The organism is Corynebacterium sp. NML130628 (genome assembly GCF_001875665.1).
Taxonomy (GTDB): Bacteria; Actinomycetota; Actinomycetes; order Mycobacteriales; family Mycobacteriaceae; genus Corynebacterium.
In genome coordinates this window covers 60,210-77,965 of sequence record NZ_MLAL01000018.1, presented here as the reverse complement: position 1 = coordinate 77,965, position 17,756 = coordinate 60,210, and the positions used below count along the sequence as shown (strand labels likewise).

Here is a 17,756-nt window from a genome sequence, read left to right as displayed (position 1 = left end):
CATAAACCTAACCTAAACAACCCACCCAATTTCGTCAATTATCCAATTGAATCTCCCATCATGGAGCAGGCGTTTACACTGGCCTGTCATGGACGTCACCATCACCTGCCCCGCCGGCGCGATCACCGGCACCGCCACCGCCACAATGCGCGAGTTCCACTCCATCCCCTACTCGCGTATCGACGCCCCCTTCGACCCACCACGCCCCGCCCCCGAGGGCCATCTCATCAACGCCACCACGCCGCACCCCGACACGATCGGGCTGAGCATCATCACCCCGGCGACTGCACGCGCCCTCGACGACTACCCCGTCATGGTGTACCTGCACGGCGGCCGGTTCGAGGAAGGCAACCACTGCGAGACCACCTCGCAACCGGAGGCGTTCGCTTCGCAGGGTATCGTGCAAGTGCGGGTGGGGTATCGTCGAAAATTTCCTGGGCTGCTCCCCTTCCCCAACGACACGTCATTCCGCGCGGTGGAGGACTGTCAGGAGGCGCTGCGGTGGGTGCAGCGCAACATTGAGTACTTCGGCGGCGACCCAACCAACGTCACGCTGGTCGGGCACTCGGCGGGGGCGGCGCTGGCACTGTGGTTGGCGCGCCGCGACCACTTTCAGGGAGCGTTCCGGCGTGTGCTGGCGCTCTCCCCCGCGTTCCCGCGGACCCCGTTTGGTCAGCGCAAGTGGGCGGCGCGCGGGGCGATCGGCAAGCCACTGACACGCCACGAGCTCAACGCACACGCCGAGCGCCGCCCGGATGCCATCGAGCGCGCCTACCAGCGCTTCCGCACCCAGTACTTCCACGACATCGCGCTTGGCCCGGCGCCGTTCGATCCAGCTGAGCTCGCCGACGTACCAATCGTGGTTACCTCCACCCGTGAAGAGTTCCACCAGTCCGGCGAAGGGTTCAACGCTTTCGGCGCCGCGTTCATCCGCTGCTTCGGTAAACTGTTCGGCGCCAAAAGCAGGGCGGCCCGGCGCGCCTACATCGAAGCTGCGCGAACCACGGACCCCGGCGCACTTGCTGGCAGGTTCTTGTCCGACGCGCTGATCCGCCGTTGGGTCGACGTCGCCTGCGAACACGGCCCTGCCGACATCCGCCAGATCGAGTTCTGCACAGATACCCCACTTGGCCACAGCTACGAGCTGGACACGCTGTTCGGCGAGCCTGCGACCCACATCGGCCGACTCGTCTACGACTACATCTGCAGCGGGCAGGCCGACTGGCCCGCCTACCGGCCGGGCCGAAACGTCCTGCGTGCCTCGCTCAGCGCTGACACGACGACGGTCGTGGAAGACCCGTTGCGCCACGTGCGCGCGGCGTTCAACCAGTAGTTAACGCCCGGCGCCCTCCAGCACAGCGCGCAGCCGCGGGTCCGCCAGCTCTTCGACCAGCCACGGCGAAAACGTGAACGGGGTGGCGTCCACCGCGCGGACAACATCGGCGGGATCCGCCCAGTGCCACGAGTCCACCTCGTCCGGGTTCGGGTCCAAGTCCTCGTGGCCCGGCGCGAGGCGCGCCGAGTAGACCGGGCAGATTTCGTACTCGACGATGCCGGAAGAATCCACCGCGCGGTAACGGAACTCCGGCAGCACCGGCGTGACCTCTAGCACGGCCCCTTCCGGAAGGCGCAGCTCCTCTACGGAGCGCCGCAGGATGGCCGTCGGCACGTCCTCGCCGGGGCCGGGGTGACCGCAGAACGAGTTCGTCCACACCCCGGGCCACGTCTTCTTCCCTAGCGCACGCCGTGTGAGCAACAGCTGGCCATCCTCGTTAAACAGCCAGCAGGAAAAGGCCAGGTGTAGCGGGGTATCCTCGGTGTGGACCTCGGACTTGTCCGCGGTGCCGATCGGGGATCCGTCGTCATTGAGCAGGATTACTTCTTCACGCATTAGTTGTTCAGATTCCCCTTGAACTTCACGTTGCCGATCGTAAATTCCGCGTCCCAGAGACCATCTGGGGTGACGTCGAAGGCGTACTTCGCGTTCGTGGTGGCCCCTGGCCCCAGTGGGCGGTCGACGCCGAGGATGTCTACCCCGGCCTGTTCGGCGTTAATTGGGTTGGCGTCGACAAATTTGTTGTTGCCGGTGTTGTAGCGCAGCTTCGGCTTGAGCGCGTCAACGGGCATTGGCACGTCGCTCTTGTTCGTCACCGCAACGACAATGATGCCACCGGAGCCGGTGCCGTAGCTGCTGCCCTGCCACTTGTAGGACAGCTCCATCTTCGGGTCATCGACGCTCTTGCCGGTGATCTCCGTAGAAGTCACCGGGTCACCATACTCTTGGTGGAACTCGGGCTGTGGGGCGCCAGTGGGCGTCGTCACCTCGATGTCAGTGGGGGTTGCAGTGTCATCCTCTGCCACGCACCCGCCCAGCGTGAGAGTAGTAACGAGCAGCAAGGCCGCAGCTGAAAGTATGTGGTGGCGCATCAGTGCCCTTTCGTCTGGTTCGTCTGATGTAAGCGAAAACAATTGGACACTATTGTACGAGCATCTCCCATGCGCGCTACGCTGGGCACCCTATGCAATCTCTCACCCGTGTGTTAAGAAGCGCTTCCGCCCTGTGGCCGTTCTACCTCGCCATCGTTGTGATCTCGACGGTTGTCGCAGGCCTCGGGCTGATTTCGCCATTCATCGTCCGCGAGGCAACCGACACAATTGTCGACGCCCTCAATAACTCCGACAACGCTCCCGCCGACCCGGTGCGCACCGTCCTGTGGCTCGCGTTCGCACTGTTCATCGCAACCTCGCTCAGCGGGCTGGCGAAGAACGTTTCCGGCTACCTCGGCGACGTCATGGCGGCGCGGATCCGGCAGATCCTATCCACCCGCTATTTCGCAAAGCTTCTTTCGCTGCCACAGCGCTACTTCGACACCCAGGTCACCGGCACCATCATTGCCAGGCTGGATCGTTCGATCGCCTCGGTGACGCAGTTCATCCAGTCGTTCTCCAACAACTTCTTGCCGATGATCATCCAGATCATCGCCATCCTCGTCATCACCTCCTTCTACTACTGGCCACTGACCCTGTTGTTGTTGGCGCTCTTCCCCGTCTACACGTGGCTTACGGCGCTGACCTCGAAGCGGTGGCAGAAATGGGAAGCGGAGAAGAACGCGCAGATCGACGAGGCGAACGGGCGTTTCGCGGAGGTCGTCGGCCAGGTGAAAGTGACGAAGTCGTACGTCGCCGAAGTGCGCGAACTGGATAAGTTCGGCAACCACTACAACAACACGGTGAACATCACTCGCCCGCAGTCGCGCTGGTGGCACTCCATGGACGCCCTGCGCGGGCTGGCGATGTCGCTGATTTTCATGGGCATCTACATGATCCTGTTCGTGCGCACCATCCAGGGCCACTTCAGTATCGGTGACATGGTCATGCTCATTCAGCTGGTCACGATGGCCCGCCAGCCGGTAATGATGCTGAGCTGGATCGTCGACAGCGCCCAGCGGGCCGTCGCGGGTTCCCGCGACTACTTCCATGTCATGGACGAGATGGTAGAGCCAACCGCGAACCGCGAGCTCGTTGCTGCGACCCAAACCTCAGGCGTGCCGGAGCTCACCGTCGAGGAGCACCGCCCACTGCCGGTCCACGAACCCGTCGTGGAGTTCGACTCGGTCACCTTCGAGTACGAGCCAGGCGAGCCCGTCATTCACGACATGAGCTTCCGAGCCCACGCCGGGGAGAAGATCGCCCTGGTTGGCGAGTCCGGCGGCGGTAAGTCCACCATCGTGAACCTGCTGCTGGGCCTCTACCCTATCCAGGTGGGCACCCTGAAGGTATGCGGTCGGGACTTGGCGGAGCTGGGCGTCGAAAAGCTGCGCGCGACCACGGGCGTGGTGTTCCAGGAGGCGGCGCTCTTTTCAGGCACCGTGTTTGAAAACATCGCCTACGGCAAGCCGGACGCGACGATGGACGAGGTGGTCGCGGTGGCCAAACGCGCCAACGCGCACGACTTCATCATGAAGTTCACCGACGGCTACGACACCGTCATCGGCGAGCGCGGCCTGCGCCTGTCCGGCGGGCAGCGCCAGCGCGTCGCGATCGCACGCGCGATGCTCAAGGACGCACCACTGCTGATTCTCGACGAAGCCACCTCCGCCCTCGACACGAAGGCGGAGCGCGCCGTGCAGGCTGGACTCGACGCGCTGATGGAGGACCGCACCACCATCATGATCGCGCACCGGCTGTCCACCATCGCGGACGTCGATACCATTATCACGTTGCGCGACGGCCGCATCGACGAAATTGGTACCCCTGCGGAGCTCGCGGTCTCCGGCGGTATTTATTCAGAGCTACTGCGGCTTACCGCGTCCTCGTCTGCGGCGGATCGAGCCAGGTTACAGGCGTTCGGCTTCCACTCCGACGACCATGATGAGGAGTAGCAAGCCTGGAGTCTGTAATGGCTGAGGCAATCAAGCTACTGTGAGAAGGCATGGACGAAAACACGAAACTCCCTACCCCACAGGCCACTGACTTCGCCACGCCGACCCCGGCCGCCGAGCCGTGGGAACGCCCCGACCCAGAGTGGTACAAGGACGCGGTGTTTTACGAGGTGCTGGTCCGCGCCTTCTTCGACCCGAACGGCACGGGCTCCGGCACGCTGCAGGGCCTCGAGTCCAAGCTGGACTACCTGCAGTGGCTCGGCGTCGACTGCCTCTGGATCCCACCGTTCTACGACTCGCCACTGAAAGACGGCGGCTACGACATCAGGGACTTCCGTAAGGTGCTGCCAGAGTTCGGCACGGTGGAGGACTTCGTCTCCCTTATCGACGCCGCCCACCGCCGCGGCATCCGTATCATCACCGACTTTCCGATCAACCACACCTCCGACCAGCACCCCTGGTTCCAGGAGTCCCGCCGCGACCCGAACGGCCCGTACGGGGATTACTACGTGTGGTCAGATGACCCGGAGAAGTACGCCGGCACCCGCATCATCTTCATCGACACCGAGGAGTCCAACTGGACGTTTGACCCGGTACGCAAGCAGTACTTCTGGCACCGCTTCTTCTCCCACCAGCCGGACCTCAACTACGACAACCCGGCGGTTCAGCAGGAGATTTTGGACGTCATCCGCTTCTGGCTGGACCTGGGGATGGACGGAATCCGCCTCGACGCTATCCCGTACCTCTTCGAGCGCGAGGGCACGTCGTCGGAGAACCTTCCGGAGACGCACGAGTTTATTAAGAAGGTCCGCGCAATGTTCGACGAAGAGTACCCGGGCCGCTTCTTGCTTGCGGAGGCGAACCAGCTTCCGGAGGAGGTCGTCGCCTACTTCGGTGAGGGCGAGGGTGACGAGTGCCAGATGGCGTTCCACTTCCCTGTCATGCCGCGCATCTTCATGGGGATTCGACAGGAATTGGCGCAGCCGATCGTCGATATCCTGCGTGAGACACCTCCGATTCCGGAGTCCGCGCAGTGGGGCATGTTCTTGCGCAACCACGACGAGCTCACGCTCGAGATGGTGACGGACCAGGAGCGCGAGTTCATGTACCGGAACTACGCGTTCGAGCCACGGATGCGCGCGAACGTGGGCATCCGCAGGCGGCTTGCGCCGCTGCTGGGTGGGCACCGCGATCGCCTGGAGCTTGCGCACGCGCTACTGCTCTCCCTGCCTGGGTCGCCGTTTTTGTACTACGGCGACGAGATCGGGATGGGCGACAACATTTGGCTGCCGGACCGCGATGGTGTGCGTACTCCGATGCAGTGGTCGAACGATCGCAACGGTGGATTTTCGCACGCGGATCCGGAGCGTCTCTATTTGCCGCCGGTGCGCAACGACCAGTACGGCTACGACATTGTCAACGTGGAGTCCCAGATGAAGCTGGAGAACTCGCTGCTGCAGTGGGTGCGCCAGATGATCATGATCCGCAAGCAGTACCGCGCGTTCGGGCGTGGCTCCTACATCGAGGTTGACCATGAGAACCCGCAGGTGTTGGCGTTTATCCGCGAGTATGAGGGCGAGCGAATCCTGTGCGTGCACAACATGTCCTCGCGCCCGCAGGCCGTCGAGATGGATCTGTCGGGCTACAACGGCGTGGTGCCCCGCGAGCTGACCGGCGGTGAGGAGTTCCCGGCCATCGGTGAGCTGCCGTGGTTGAGCACACTCGCGCCTCATGGCTTCTTCTGGTTCGATATCTCCTAACATTGGTCACATGATTGATATTGCTGCGCAGCGCTTCTACGGCGCGAAGTCCGAGCCGGTCGACGCCATTGACGTCGTCGCCGCGGAAACTGTCACCTCCCCCACCACCGGGGAGCAGTTCACGTGGCAGATTCTCGCGGTACACCATGGCGGCACAGTCGACCACTACCAAGTGTTTGTCGACGCCACCGGCACCCAAGACGTCCTGCACACCCCAGAGGGCGCCGAGGCCTACCTGGCTAACGTCGCAAAGTTTGGCGCGGTAGAGGGCGCCATCGACGCTGCTGGTGCGCGTCCACTCGGGGCCGAACAGTCGAACACCTCGCTGGTGGTTGGCGATCACATTGTGAAGGTGTTCCGCCGCCTCGAGGACGGGCTGAACCCGGATGTGGAGCTGCTGAGCCAGATCGCGGACTGCCCCGCCGTCGCCGCGGTGCGCGGCTACGCTACCCGCGACGGCCAGACCCTGGCGATGCAGCAAGACCGCATCGTGGGTGGCACTGACGGGTTCGTGCTCGCTTCCGGCGGCACGCTCGACACCGACGACACCGAAGCGCTCGGCGCGGCGATCCGCCAGGTACACACCGCGCTCGCCGACGCCTTCCCGACCGAGACCGCCAGCCCGTCGGCGCTGCGCACACGGCTCACGCAGCATCTCGACTCCTACATTCAGCGCGCGCCGGTGCTCGAGCAGTATCGCGAGCGCATCCTGAAGCTCTACTCGCTTCTCGACGCCAGCTCCGCCACCACCACCGCCACAGCTCTGACCACGCAGCGTGTCCACGGCGACCTTCACCTTGGGCAGACGCTCAAGACGGATGCGCAGTGGTTCCTCATCGACTTCGAAGGCGAACCCGCGCGTCCTCTGCAGGAGCGCCGCCTACCCGATCACCCGCTGCGCGATGTCGCCGGGATGATCCGTTCCTACGGGTACGCCGCGGCAGTGGGCAACTTTGACGCTGCCTGGGAGCGGGAGCACGTCGAGAAGCTGTTGGAAGGCTACGGCACTGCCCCTGCGAGCGAGGACCCAGTCCTTGCTGCGTACGTGGTGGATAAGGCGGCGTACGAGGTGGTGTACGAGGCAAACAATCGCCCTGATTGGGTGGAGATTCCGTTGAAAGCGATCGAAACACTCGTATAAGCGTCTCACAGAATGGAAAAGATTTCCCATTTTTTCGCTGTGTGTTGTATTGTGTGGCAATGGACCACACACAGAACGCTCAAACGGGCACGAAACAGGGGAACTCCACCCAGGCGGTCATCGTCACCGCGCTGGCGCTGTTTTCCATGTTCTTCGGTGCCGGCAACCTGATTTTCCCACCAATCCTGGCTGTACAGGCAGGCGATAACTTCTGGCCTGCCATCCTCGGCTTCCTCAGCACCGGCGCTCTGCTGCCGGTGCTCGCCGTCATCGCGATTGCCCTGTCCGGCACGAACGTCCGCGACCTTGCGCAGCGCGCAGGCAGCATTTTCGGCGTCGTTTTCCCGGTGCTCGCCTACCTGTCCATCGGCGCGTTCTACGCCCTGCCGCGTACCGGCGCGGTATCAATGGAGACCGCGATCACCCCATTGTTCAACGTCTCCGGGCTCTTCGCCTCCGGCGTGTTTAACGTCATCTTCTTCGGCATCGCCCTGGCGCTGAGCTGGAACCCGAACACAATCATGGAGAAGCTGGGCAAGTTCCTCACCCCGGCGCTGGTCATCCTGCTGGTCGTGATGATTTCGGTTTCCCTGTCGCGCTGGAGCGCAGAACCATCCGCGCCTTCCGAGCACTACCAGTCCGGCCCCTACCCAACCGGCCTGCTGGAGGGCTACCTGACGATGGACTCCATCGCCGCGCTGGCGTTTTCCATCGTTGTAATTTCCACGCTGCGTTCGAAGGGCTTCCCTGAAGGCAAGAAGCTGGTCAACGGCACCATCGCGGCCGGTGCTGGCTCGGGCGCGCTGTTGGCACTCATTTACGTTGGGTTGGGCATGATCGGCCGCGTGATGCCTGATTCTGACCAGTTCGATAACGGCGCTGGCCTGCTGGCAGAAGCCGCCAACCTGACGATGGGCCAGGCTGGACAGATCGTATTCTCGCTGATCGTGTTGCTGGCGTGCCTGACCACCGCGGTCGGCCTGATCACCGCAACCGCGGAGTTCTTCTCCACCGAGTTCGCAGGCTCGTACCACACCTGGGCTGTCATCTTCACCATCACTTCCATGGTCATCGCTACCCAGGGCCTGGACTTCGTGATGACGATCGCCGCCCCGGTCATCGGTTTCCTGTACCCGCCGGCGATCGCGCTGATCTTCGTCACCCTGATCGAGCCCGTGTTCAAGCGCCGCATGGCGTTCCACTGGGCGCTCTTCCTGCCGATTTGGGTTGCTGTGGTCTGGTCCGCAATCGAGACGTTCATTTCCCTGGGCTGGGCTGCCGGCGCCCTGACCCCGCTGGTGAGCTGGTCAATACTGCACGATGCTGGCCTGGGTTGGGTCCTGCCGGTAGTCATCGCGTTCATCGTTGGTCTAGTGGTTGACTTCGCTCGCCCGCAACAACACGTGGAGGCAGCTACCGCGTAGGGTGGGGGCCATGTCTCTCCCACTCTCACTGATTGATTTTTGCACCCGATACTCCGGCGAGTCCGTCGCCGACGCAATGCAGCGTTCCGTTGCATTCGCGCAGAAGGCGGAGTCGCTGGAGTTTTCGCGTATTTGGTATTCCGAGCACCACAATATGCACAGCATTGTCTCTTCGGTGCCCTCGGTCCTCATCGCCCATATCGGCGCGAAGACTGAACGTATTCGGCTCGGCGCAGGTGGCGTGATGCTGCCGAACCACTCGCCGTACGTGGTTGCAGAACAGTTTGGGATGCTTGAGGAGCTTTACCCGAAGCGTATCGATCTCGGTCTTGGCCGCGCCCCGGGCACCGACCAGCAAACGCTCGGCCGGGCGCTGCGGCGCGACCCGCGGGCGGCCGAACACTTCCCAGAGGACGTGTTGGAGCTGCAGGCGTGGCTCAGCGATAACTCCCCGCTGGCCGGAGTCACCGCCGTGCCCGGCGCAGGAACGAACGTACCGCTGTATATCCTCGGCTCCTCCATGTTCGGGGCGTCGTTGGCAGCGAAGCTCGGCCTGCCGTACTCGTTTGCCTCCCACTTCGCGCCAAGCATGTTGGAGCAGGCCACGGCGTACTACAAGGAAAACTACGAGCCGTCTGAGCGCTACCCGGAGCCCTACTGCATCGCGGCCGTCAATGTCACGGCGGCGGACAGCGCCGAGGACGCCGAGCGCCAGACCCACCTGGTGCACCGCAACCGGGTACGCGCCATGATCGGTCGACGCGGCACCATGCTGAGCGACGAGCAGCTCGACGAAGTTGTGCGCTCCCCACAGGGCCAGCAGATTATCGGCATGCTGCGCTACACCGCAGCCGGTACCGGTGAGCAGGTCCGCGGCTACCTCACCGACTTCGCCGCCACCGCGCACGCGGACGAACTGATGATTTCCCTGCAGGCCCCGACGCACGAAGAGGCGCTGCGTTCGATGGAAATTCTCGCAGGAGTCTGGGACCGCTAGACTCTACACCCATGCATTTCAGCACCCTGTCGCGCGGGCTGGTGGCGTCGACGCTCGGCGCCGCGCTTGGGATGAGCCTCGCCGCGTGCGGTCCTGCGGCGCCGCGGGAGGATGTGGTCGTCGCAACGCAAGGGCCGCCAGCGGGCCTCGACTTCACCTCCATCGGCGGTGCCGCGGCGCCCCAGGCGTTGATGGGCAACATTTATGAGACGCTCGTGCGTATCGACGCCCACGGCGAGCCTCAGCCGTGGTTGGCGACCTCGTGGCGCGTAAGCGAGGACGGGACCGTCTACACCTTCGATCTTCGCGAGGGCGTGACGTTTTCCGACGGCTCCCCCTTCGACGCCGACGACGCCGTCTTCTCCATCAACTATGTAAAGGACTCCTGGGTCAACGGCATCAAGGAGAACATGGACCCGGTCGCATCCGCCCGCGCGGTGGACCCGCGCACGCTCGAGGTGACGCTGAAAGCCCCGAACGAGCAGTGGCTGTGGTCCATGGGCACGATGACGGGGGCGATGATGACGCCCGACTCCGTGAGCCGGCTTGCCCGCGACCCGCTGGGCACCGGCCCATACACGCTGCGCTCGTTTGAGCCCGGCTACGTGATTTCTTTCGACCCGCGGCCCGATTACTGGGGCACAAAGCCGCAAAGCGGGGCGATGATCCGCTACTTCGGCGACGCCATCGCCGCGGTCAATGCGCTGCGCGTCGGCGATGTGGACGTCGTGTGGGCAATGCAGGCGCCACAGTTGATCGACGCCCTGCCAGACGACATCACCACCGCGGTCGGTACTACCAACGGCGAGGTGATCTTCAGCATGAACAACAAGGTTGAGCCTTTCGACGACGTCACCGTGCGGCAGGCCGTCGCATACGCCATCGATCGCGACGCGCTCAACGCCGTGGTCTACAACGGGCTTGCCACCGACACCGGCGGCGCGCCCGTCCCGCCGACCGACCCGTGGTTTACCGGCACCAACTACTACCCCTTCGACCCCGACAAAGCCCGCCAGCTGCTCGCGGGGCGCACCCCAGAGATCACCATCGAGGTGCCCAGCAGGCCGTACGCGCAGACCGCCGGCGAGCTCATCTACTCCCAGCTTCGCAGCGTCGGCTTCCGCGTCACGCTGCACACCGTGGAGTTCCCGGCGGTGTGGCTGAACAAGGTGCACAAGCAGCACGACTATCAGGCGTCGATTATCTCGCACGTGGAGCCGCGCGACATGGTGCACATGTTTGGCAACCCGGACTACTACTTCGGCTACGACTCCGCGCACGCCCGCGAGCTCATGGCGCAGGGCGACCTGCGGGCCGCGGTGGACACCATCATGGCCGACGCCGGGGCGCTCACCCTGGTCAACGCGCCGAACATCGTGCTCTACGCGCCGGGCGTGCACGGGCTCGACCCGAACGTGGTCACCGACTCCCTGCCGCTGAACGAGGTGCGCCGATGAAACACGTTGCATCAACGCTGCTGCGGCTGCTCGCGCTACTCGCTGCGGCCAGCGTGGTGATTTTCCTGCTGCTGCGCGCCATCCCGGGCGACCCGGCGCGCATCGCGCTTGGGCTCAACGCCTCGGATGAGGCGGTGGCGGAGCTGTCGCACACGTTAGGGACGGACCGCCCGCTGGTGGCCCAATACGTGAGCTGGATTGTCGCGATGCTGCGCGGTGACTTCGGGGTGTCGCTGGCAAGCGGCGCGGACCTGGGCCCGGTGATCTGGCAGCGCGCGGGGGTCTCGCTGGTGTTGGCGGTGGCTGCGATGGCGCTGTCGTTGGCCATCGCGCTTCCTGTCGGGATCTGGCTGGCGCGGCGAAACAGTGCGGTGCTGTCCGGGCTGACACAGTTGGGCATGGCGGTGCCGAGCTTCGTTGTCGGCATTGTGGCCGTGGCGGTGTTCTCGGTGCGTTTGGGCTGGTTGCCTGCCAACGGGTGGGGCACGGCTGCGCACGCGGTGTTGCCGGTGCTGTCGCTGACCGCCGTGCAGACGGCGATCCTGGCGAGGTATATCCGCACCGCGGTTTCCGAGGAGCTCGAGCGCGACTACGTGCGCACCGCGCGCTCTACCGGCGCGAGCATGACGCAGGTGGTGCGCGAGCACGTGCTTCGCAACGCCGCGCTGCCGGTGCTCACGGTGGTGGGGATCCAGCTGTCCGCGCTGGTGGTCAGCGCCGTGGTTGTGGAGCAAGTCTTCGCCATCCCCGGCCTGGGCTCCTTCCTGCTGGACTCGGTGCGCAACCGCGATATCACAGCGGTGCAGTCCACGATGATGCTGCTGGTGGCGTTTACGCTACTGGTCAACGCGCTCGTGGACATCGCCTACGGGGTCGTTGACCCGCGTGTCAGGAGGGCGAAGTGAATCCGAAACGAGTTGCCGGGTGGGCAACCCTGGGGGCGATCGTGTTCGTGGCGGTGCTCTCCCTGGTGTGGACGCCCTACGACCCGCTGCAGGCCATGCCGGCGCAGCGCCTCGCCGCACCAAGCGCCACGCACTTGCTCGGCACCGACGAGCTGGGTCGCGACCTACTCTCGCGCATCATGATGGGCGCGCGCTACACCGTTGCTGCGAGCGCAGGTGCCGCGGCGCTCTCCCTGCTCGTGGGCGTGCCGCTCGGGGTGCTCGCGGGCATGCGCCGCTCCTGGACGGAGCGCACCGTCATGGGCGGCAGCGACGTGCTCATGGCGTTTCCGGCGCTGCTGCTGGCCATCGCGCTCACGGCGGCGTTCGGCGCCAGCATGTGGATCGTGGTGCTCGCCCTTGGCATCGCGGGTATCCCCGGGTTCGTCCGTGTCTCGCGCGTGGCCACGCTTCGCGTGATGTCCCAGGACTACATCCTGGCCGCGCGCCTGAACAAGGTGCCTGGGATTATGGTGGCGTGGCGCCACGTGCTGCCGAACATCCTGCCGGTGGTCATCACCCAGATCGCGGTGGCGTTTTCCATGGCGGTGCTGGCCGAGTCGGGCCTATCCTTCCTGGGCTTCGGCGTGCAGGCACCCTACGCGTCCTGGGGCCGGATGCTGCAGGCCAGCCAGCCCTACCTGGCCGCAGCCCCGCACCTTGCGCTGTGGCCGGCGCTGGCCATCGCGCTGACGATTCTCGCGTGCAACGTAGCAGGGGGCCACCGTGATCAACGTTTCTAACCTCCGCATCGAGGGCCTGCTGCACGGCATCAGTTTTACGCTCGAACGCGGCCAGCGCCTCGGCATCATCGGCGAGTCCGGGTCCGGCAAGTCACTCACGGCGCTGTCCATCATGGGGCTCACGGACCTACCGGCCGAAGGTTCCATCACCGTCGACGGCGTCGAAATGATCGGCACCTCCGAGCGGACCCGCCGCCGCGTGCGCGGCTCTCGCGTCGCAATGGTCTTCCAAGAACCCATGACGGCACTCGACCCGCTCAAGAAGATCGGCAAGGTCGTGCCGCGGCACCTGCTGCAGGAAGTCGGCGTCGACCGCCCCGAGGCTTACCCACACGAGCTCTCCGGCGGGCAGCGACAGCGCGTGCTCATCGCGCTTGCCCTCGCCGGCGACCCCGACTTCTTACTTTGCGACGAGCCCACCACCGCCCTCGACGTCACCGTCCAACGCCAGATCCTGGACCTCATCGACACCGTGGTCCGCCGCCGCGGCATGGGGCTGCTGTTCATCTCCCACGACATGCCCGTGGTCAACCACATGACGCAGGAAGTCCTGGTGTTTCGCGCCGGGGCGATCGAGCCGGCGGACAGCGCCTACTCGCGCAAGCTGCTCAACCCGACGCTGCCGCGGCTCGCATCCGCCCCGCGTGAGGTGAGTGTGCCCGTGGTCACCCTTCGTGATGTCTCCGTCACCCGCGGCACCACCAAAGCACTACGCAACGTGAACCTTGAGGTCCGCCGGGGCGAGCGCATCGGCATCGTGGGCGGTTCCGGCTCCGGAAAGACCACCCTCCTGCACGTCATCGCGGGCTTGCGTGGCGTCGACTCCGGGGAGGTCCGCATCAACGGCGGCTGCCAGATGGTGTTCCAGGACCCCTACTCTTCCCTGGACCCTCGGATGCGGGTCGGGGCGTCGGTGGAGGAGGCGGGCGTCGATACGCGGCGGGCCAGCGAGATGCTTGCCGCGGTCGGTCTTGAGGGCACCGAGCGACGCTTCCCCCGCGAGTTCTCCGGCGGGCAGCGCCAGCGCATCTCCATTGCCCGCGCGACCGCCGCCACCCCCGATATCCTGCTTGCGGACGAGCCCGTCTCCGCCCTCGACGCCACCCTGCGTAACCAGGTGCTCACCCTGCTCGACGAGCTCGCCTCCACCCTCGTGTTCGTCTCCCACGACCTCGGCGTGGTGCGCGCGCTGTGCCCTCGCACGATCGTGATGCACGAGGGCGAAATCGTGGAGGAGGGCCGCACGCAGGACGTCCTGCGCAATCCGCAGCACGAATACACGCGGCGCCTCATCGACAGCATGTTTTAGACGCTACTGTGGGTGGGTATGAAGATCGTAGTAGTTGGTTCCATTAACGCAGACCTCACCGTCAACGTTGCCCGCCACCCTAACCCGGGCGAAACCCTACTGGGCGAAGGCGGCGGGCTCACCGCCGGAGGCAAGGGTGCCAACCAGGCGTGCGCAGCCGCGAAGCTGGGCGCGCATGTGGCGCTGGTCGGCGCGGTGGGCAAAGACTCGAACGCGGCGCCGGCGCTCGCGCTCCTGGAGGTCGCGGGCGTGGACCTCACCCACGTCGAGCAGAAAGAGGAGGTCACCGGCCTGGCCGTGATCACCGTGGCCGCCGACGGCGAGAACACCGTCCTGGTCGTGCCCGGCGCGAACGCCGAGGTGGACGCGAACCACGTTGACCGCCACGTCGCCGCCATCGAGGACGCCTCGCTCGTGTTGCTGCAGGGCGAGATCCCCGCGGACGGCTTCGCCAAGGCGGTCGAGTTGGCACAGGCCCACGGTGCGCGCGTCGTGGTCAACCTTGCCCCCGTCGTGGAGGTGGACCGCGCAGCACTGCTCGCCGCCGACCCGCTGCTCGCCAACGAGCACGAGGCCGGCCTCATCCTCGAGCAGCTCGGCGTCTCCCCGCAGGAAACCCCGGAGCAGCTCGCCCAGCAGCTTCTCGACGCCGGCTTCGCCTCCGTCGTGCTCACCCTCGGCGCGGCCGGAGCGCTCATCGCCGACGCGGAGGGCTTGCGCCCGGTGGATACGCCGCGTGTGGAGGCCGTCGACACCGTCGGCGCTGGCGACGCGTTCGCCGGCGCGCTGTGCCACCGACTCGTCGAGGGCGACACGCTGGATGAGGCCGCGAAGGTCGCGGCGAAGGTCGGCGCAATCGCGGTGACCAAGCCGGGTGCCCAGCCCTCCTACCCGAGCGCCGCCGAGCTAGACGCCTACGATTTCTAACAGCGCACCCAGCACGGCCTCGCCGTGTTTACGCAGCCCGTCGTGCTGCATGTGCTCGTTTTCCCACACGTTGATGCCGAGCGCCTCGGCGGTCTCGAGGGAGAACTGGCGCGGCACGTACATATCCTGCGTATAGACGGCCGCCGCGGTCCGAATGCCGTGGTCGGCCGCGTTGAACCCCGCAGCGCCTGCGTAGAGGTTTGGCCAGTCGTCCTTGGCCGCCAGCTCGTGCGCCGCCTGCTTGAAGGGGCGCAGTGCCGGGTCCTCGTCGAATTGGAACGGGAAGACGTGCTCACCGGTGAGCAGCCCTTCGTCGGCGCCGAAGCCGGGAGTGCGCTCGGCGACGCGCTGCGCCGACCACGCGGTCGCGCCCGGCACGGTACCGCCGTAGATGGATTCGTGGATCACCCCGTAGAGCGGGCCGGACTCGTAGCTGACCAGCGCGCCGATCTGTGCAAGCACGTCCGTGCGCATCGCACCGTTCGGGTGGAAGGGGGCCTCGAGCAGCGTCGCGATCGTGCCCGCGCCGCCCTCCTGCCCCAACAGCGTGCCGATGGTCCGGAAGCGCCGCGCACTCAGCCGCTCCCCGGTTGGCAGGAACTCCTCGCGCTGCTCGAGGTGCTCGCACACCTCCGCGATGCGCTCCTGCGCCCACGGCACTGCGTTGAAGAGCTCCTCGTGGCGGGCCCGCACGGTGGCGAACGTCGCCTCGTACACCTCGTCCACGCCCCTGCTGATCGAGGGCAACCCACCCGTAAACAGCGCCGCACGCAGCGACTCCGGGTAGCGCAGCATGTAGTGCACTAGGCAGAACCCGCCGAAGGACTGGCCCAGCACGTCCCACTGCGCCAGCCCCAGTGTGTGGCGCAGTGCTTCCGCGTCGTCCACGATGGCGTCGGCACGGAGGCAGGTGAAGTCGATGGTGGCGTCGTCAAGCATGGCGCGATCGATGCGGGAGGAGCGGCCCGTGCCGCGCTGATCCAGCAGCACCACTTGGTAGCCGCGCTTGGTGGCGTACTCAATCCACTCGAAGCGCTCGCGCGGGCTCGGGAAGCCCGGGCCGCCCTGGAGGAAGAGCAACGCCGGTGCGTCCTTCGCGGTCGTGGCGCTGCGCACGATGCGCGCGAACAGCTGCATGCCTTCGCGCTCGAAGGGGACATCAACGCAGTGTAACGGGGAAGCAAACAGAGACATGGCCCTCATGCTATACCCCCACTAGCATTGGGAGCCGTGACGCAACCACTGTTTTTTCATTCCCAGCACAGTCCGGCCCACGGAGGAATCCCAGTTGTCGCTCCGTGGTTCGCACAAACTCTCGGCGAGCAGATGCACGGCTGGGCAACCAGCCTCGAGTGGCAACACGACGGCGACACGATGCGCGTGAGCCACGACAACTTCCACCTCGTCTTCCGCACCCAGCTTGACGACGCCCGCTCGCGCTTCGAACTGACCATCACCAACGGCGCGTCCACCCCGCGGCCCGTCCAGATCGCACTGCACCCCTACTGGGCCTGCGACGCGGCGACAGCGGAACTCTCGGGTGTCGACGGCTCCCGCTTCCTCGACAAAACCGACGGCGAGTTGAAGACGGTGGAGGGATCGCTGCGCTTTGGCAAGGAGACCGACGCCGTGATTGCCGGGGCGACCAGCGCCGTCCTCCGCGACGCCACCCGCGAGCTCACGTTTACCTGCACCGGCACCGACCACCTCGTGGTGTGGAACCCGGGCCCCGACGTGTGCCGCGAAGCCGACGATCTCGGCGATGACGACTGGGCCCACTTCGTCTGCGTGGAACCCGCCCTACTCGGCGAAGACCGCCGTGGCGTGACACTGCTGCCTGGCGCTTCCGCGAACATCGCGTTGGAGGTCGCCGTTGCAGCCCTGCCTTGAGTACCACCTCCTCGCCGCTGAACGGCCGTGGTGGCGCGCGCTCATAGAGGCGCTGCTGCTCGTAGCGTTCTTCCTCACGCTGACGCTGGCTGCCTTCTTCTTCCTGGACGCCACCGGTGACATGGAATCCCAGCTCGCCATCGTGCTCAGCCTTGCGCTGACGCTGCCGGCGGCGTTCCTCGCAGCACGGGTGGCCGGACGCGATCCGGCGCTGCTCGTCAGCGTGGCGGGCCGCGTGCGCTGGCCAATCGTGCTTCGCAGCAGCCTGGTCATGCTGGTGCTGTTCGGCCTGACCACGCCGTGGGAAGACATCGACCTCACGCCAATCCTGCTGATGTACGTGCTCATCACGCCGTTTCAGGCAGCAGCGGAAGAGTTCATGTTCCGTGGCGCTATCCCCCAGATCGTCGGCACGTGGGTGCGCTCGCCGTGGGTGGCGTACGCGGTCCCGGTCATCCCATTCGTGGCGTTGCACGAGTACAACTGGATCGGGTTGACCGACATCCTCGTGTTCACCATCTGCGTCTCCGCCCTTGTCTGGTACACCGGCGGACTCGAGGCCGCAGTGGTGATGCACGCGTTTAATAATATCTCTGTTTTCTTCATCGAACCCGACGCCAGCCCTACCGAACTTGATTGGGTTGACCTCGCGTTTTCCTCCGCGTTCACCATCGGTACGACGCTGCTCCTCCTGACTATCAACCGCCGAAAACGTCCGGACCCAACTAGCCATATCGTCCCGGATGCGGTTAACTAAGAGACTCACAATCGCAAGGAGCACC

At 65.3% G+C, this 17,756-nt stretch carries 16 protein-coding genes; 13 read left to right on the top strand and 3 right to left on the bottom strand.

All coding sequences use genetic code 11. The features are described from left to right. Positions 1-88: 88 nt before the first annotated feature. Complete coding sequence (locus BJP07_RS05780; protein ID WP_071566561.1) at positions 89-1,333, top strand: alpha/beta fold hydrolase; 1,245 nt, start codon at positions 89-91, stop codon at positions 1,331-1,333. On the opposite strand, the gene idi is transcribed toward BJP07_RS05780, so the two are convergent. Both idi and BJP07_RS05770 read right to left on the bottom strand, forming a co-directional pair. Continuing rightward, the gene (idi, locus tag BJP07_RS05775; protein ID WP_071566560.1) at positions 1,334-1,891 is read right to left on the bottom strand and encodes an isopentenyl-diphosphate Delta-isomerase; all 558 of its coding nucleotides are present in this window, start codon (positions 1,889-1,891) and stop codon (positions 1,334-1,336) included. Further along, positions 1,891-2,361, bottom strand: coding sequence for a hypothetical protein (locus tag BJP07_RS05770; RefSeq protein ID WP_143109680.1), 471 nt, complete (start codon positions 2,359-2,361; stop codon positions 1,891-1,893). Before BJP07_RS05770 ends, idi begins: the two co-directional genes overlap by 1 nt. Positions 2,362-2,519: 158 nt before the next feature. On the opposite strand from BJP07_RS05770, the gene BJP07_RS05765 reads away from it, so the two are divergent. From BJP07_RS05765 to BJP07_RS05720, 10 genes are read left to right on the top strand one after another with little or no spacing between them, the layout of a single operon-like run. Further along, on the top strand, positions 2,520-4,382 hold the full coding sequence (locus tag BJP07_RS05765; protein ID WP_071566558.1) for an ABC transporter ATP-binding protein: 1,863 nt from the start codon (positions 2,520-2,522) through the stop codon (positions 4,380-4,382). Between the two features lie 50 nt (positions 4,383-4,432). Next, on the top strand, positions 4,433-6,142 hold the full coding sequence (treS, locus tag BJP07_RS05760) for a maltose alpha-D-glucosyltransferase (protein ID WP_071566557.1): 1,710 nt from the start codon (positions 4,433-4,435) through the stop codon (positions 6,140-6,142). Positions 6,143-6,152: 10 nt separating this feature from the next. Next, positions 6,153-7,283, top strand: a complete 1,131-nt coding sequence (locus BJP07_RS05755) for a phosphotransferase (RefSeq protein WP_071566556.1) — start codon at positions 6,153-6,155, stop codon at positions 7,281-7,283. A gap of 59 nt (positions 7,284-7,342) precedes the next feature. Continuing rightward, positions 7,343-8,707: a branched-chain amino acid transport system II carrier protein gene (gene brnQ, locus BJP07_RS05750; protein ID WP_071566573.1), complete on the top strand. Its 1,365-nt coding sequence runs from the start codon at positions 7,343-7,345 to the stop codon at positions 8,705-8,707. Between the two features lie 10 nt (positions 8,708-8,717). Then, the gene (locus BJP07_RS05745; protein ID WP_071566572.1) at positions 8,718-9,704 is read left to right on the top strand and encodes an LLM class flavin-dependent oxidoreductase; all 987 of its coding nucleotides are present in this window, start codon (positions 8,718-8,720) and stop codon (positions 9,702-9,704) included. A gap of 11 nt (positions 9,705-9,715) precedes the next feature. Beyond that, positions 9,716-11,161 (top strand): ABC transporter substrate-binding protein, encoded by a 1,446-nt coding sequence (locus BJP07_RS05740; RefSeq protein ID WP_071566555.1) that lies wholly within the window; start codon positions 9,716-9,718, stop codon positions 11,159-11,161. Next, positions 11,158-12,066, top strand: coding sequence for an ABC transporter permease (locus tag BJP07_RS05735; RefSeq protein ID WP_071566554.1), 909 nt, complete (start codon positions 11,158-11,160; stop codon positions 12,064-12,066). The genes BJP07_RS05740 and BJP07_RS05735 overlap by 4 nt, the downstream gene beginning before the upstream one ends. After that, on the top strand, positions 12,063-12,848 hold the full coding sequence (locus BJP07_RS05730; RefSeq protein ID WP_071566553.1) for an ABC transporter permease: 786 nt from the start codon (positions 12,063-12,065) through the stop codon (positions 12,846-12,848). The genes BJP07_RS05735 and BJP07_RS05730 overlap by 4 nt, the downstream gene beginning before the upstream one ends. Beyond that, complete coding sequence (locus BJP07_RS05725) at positions 12,832-14,157, top strand: ABC transporter ATP-binding protein (RefSeq protein WP_071566552.1); 1,326 nt, start codon at positions 12,832-12,834, stop codon at positions 14,155-14,157. Before BJP07_RS05730 ends, BJP07_RS05725 begins: the two co-directional genes overlap by 17 nt. Before the next feature lie 18 nt (positions 14,158-14,175). Continuing rightward, on the top strand, positions 14,176-15,084 hold the full coding sequence (locus BJP07_RS05720; RefSeq protein WP_071566551.1) for a ribokinase: 909 nt from the start codon (positions 14,176-14,178) through the stop codon (positions 15,082-15,084). Here the strand turns inward: BJP07_RS05720 and BJP07_RS05715 are convergent. Beyond that, positions 15,064-16,278: an alpha/beta fold hydrolase gene (locus tag BJP07_RS05715; protein ID WP_071566550.1), complete on the bottom strand. Its 1,215-nt coding sequence runs from the start codon at positions 16,276-16,278 to the stop codon at positions 15,064-15,066. The two genes, BJP07_RS05720 and BJP07_RS05715, sit on opposite strands and share 21 nt — an antisense overlap. 36 nt (positions 16,279-16,314) lie before the next feature. Here BJP07_RS05715 and BJP07_RS05710 point away from each other — a divergent pair, with 36 nt between their 5' ends. Together BJP07_RS05710 and BJP07_RS05705 are read left to right on the top strand one after the other, a co-directional pair. Next, positions 16,315-16,974, top strand: coding sequence for a hypothetical protein (locus BJP07_RS05710; RefSeq protein ID WP_177222525.1), 660 nt, complete (start codon positions 16,315-16,317; stop codon positions 16,972-16,974). Beyond that, on the top strand, positions 16,958-17,731 hold the full coding sequence (locus tag BJP07_RS05705; protein ID WP_071566547.1) for a CPBP family intramembrane glutamic endopeptidase: 774 nt from the start codon (positions 16,958-16,960) through the stop codon (positions 17,729-17,731). The genes BJP07_RS05710 and BJP07_RS05705 overlap by 17 nt, the downstream gene beginning before the upstream one ends. Positions 17,732-17,756: the final 25 nt, after the last annotated feature.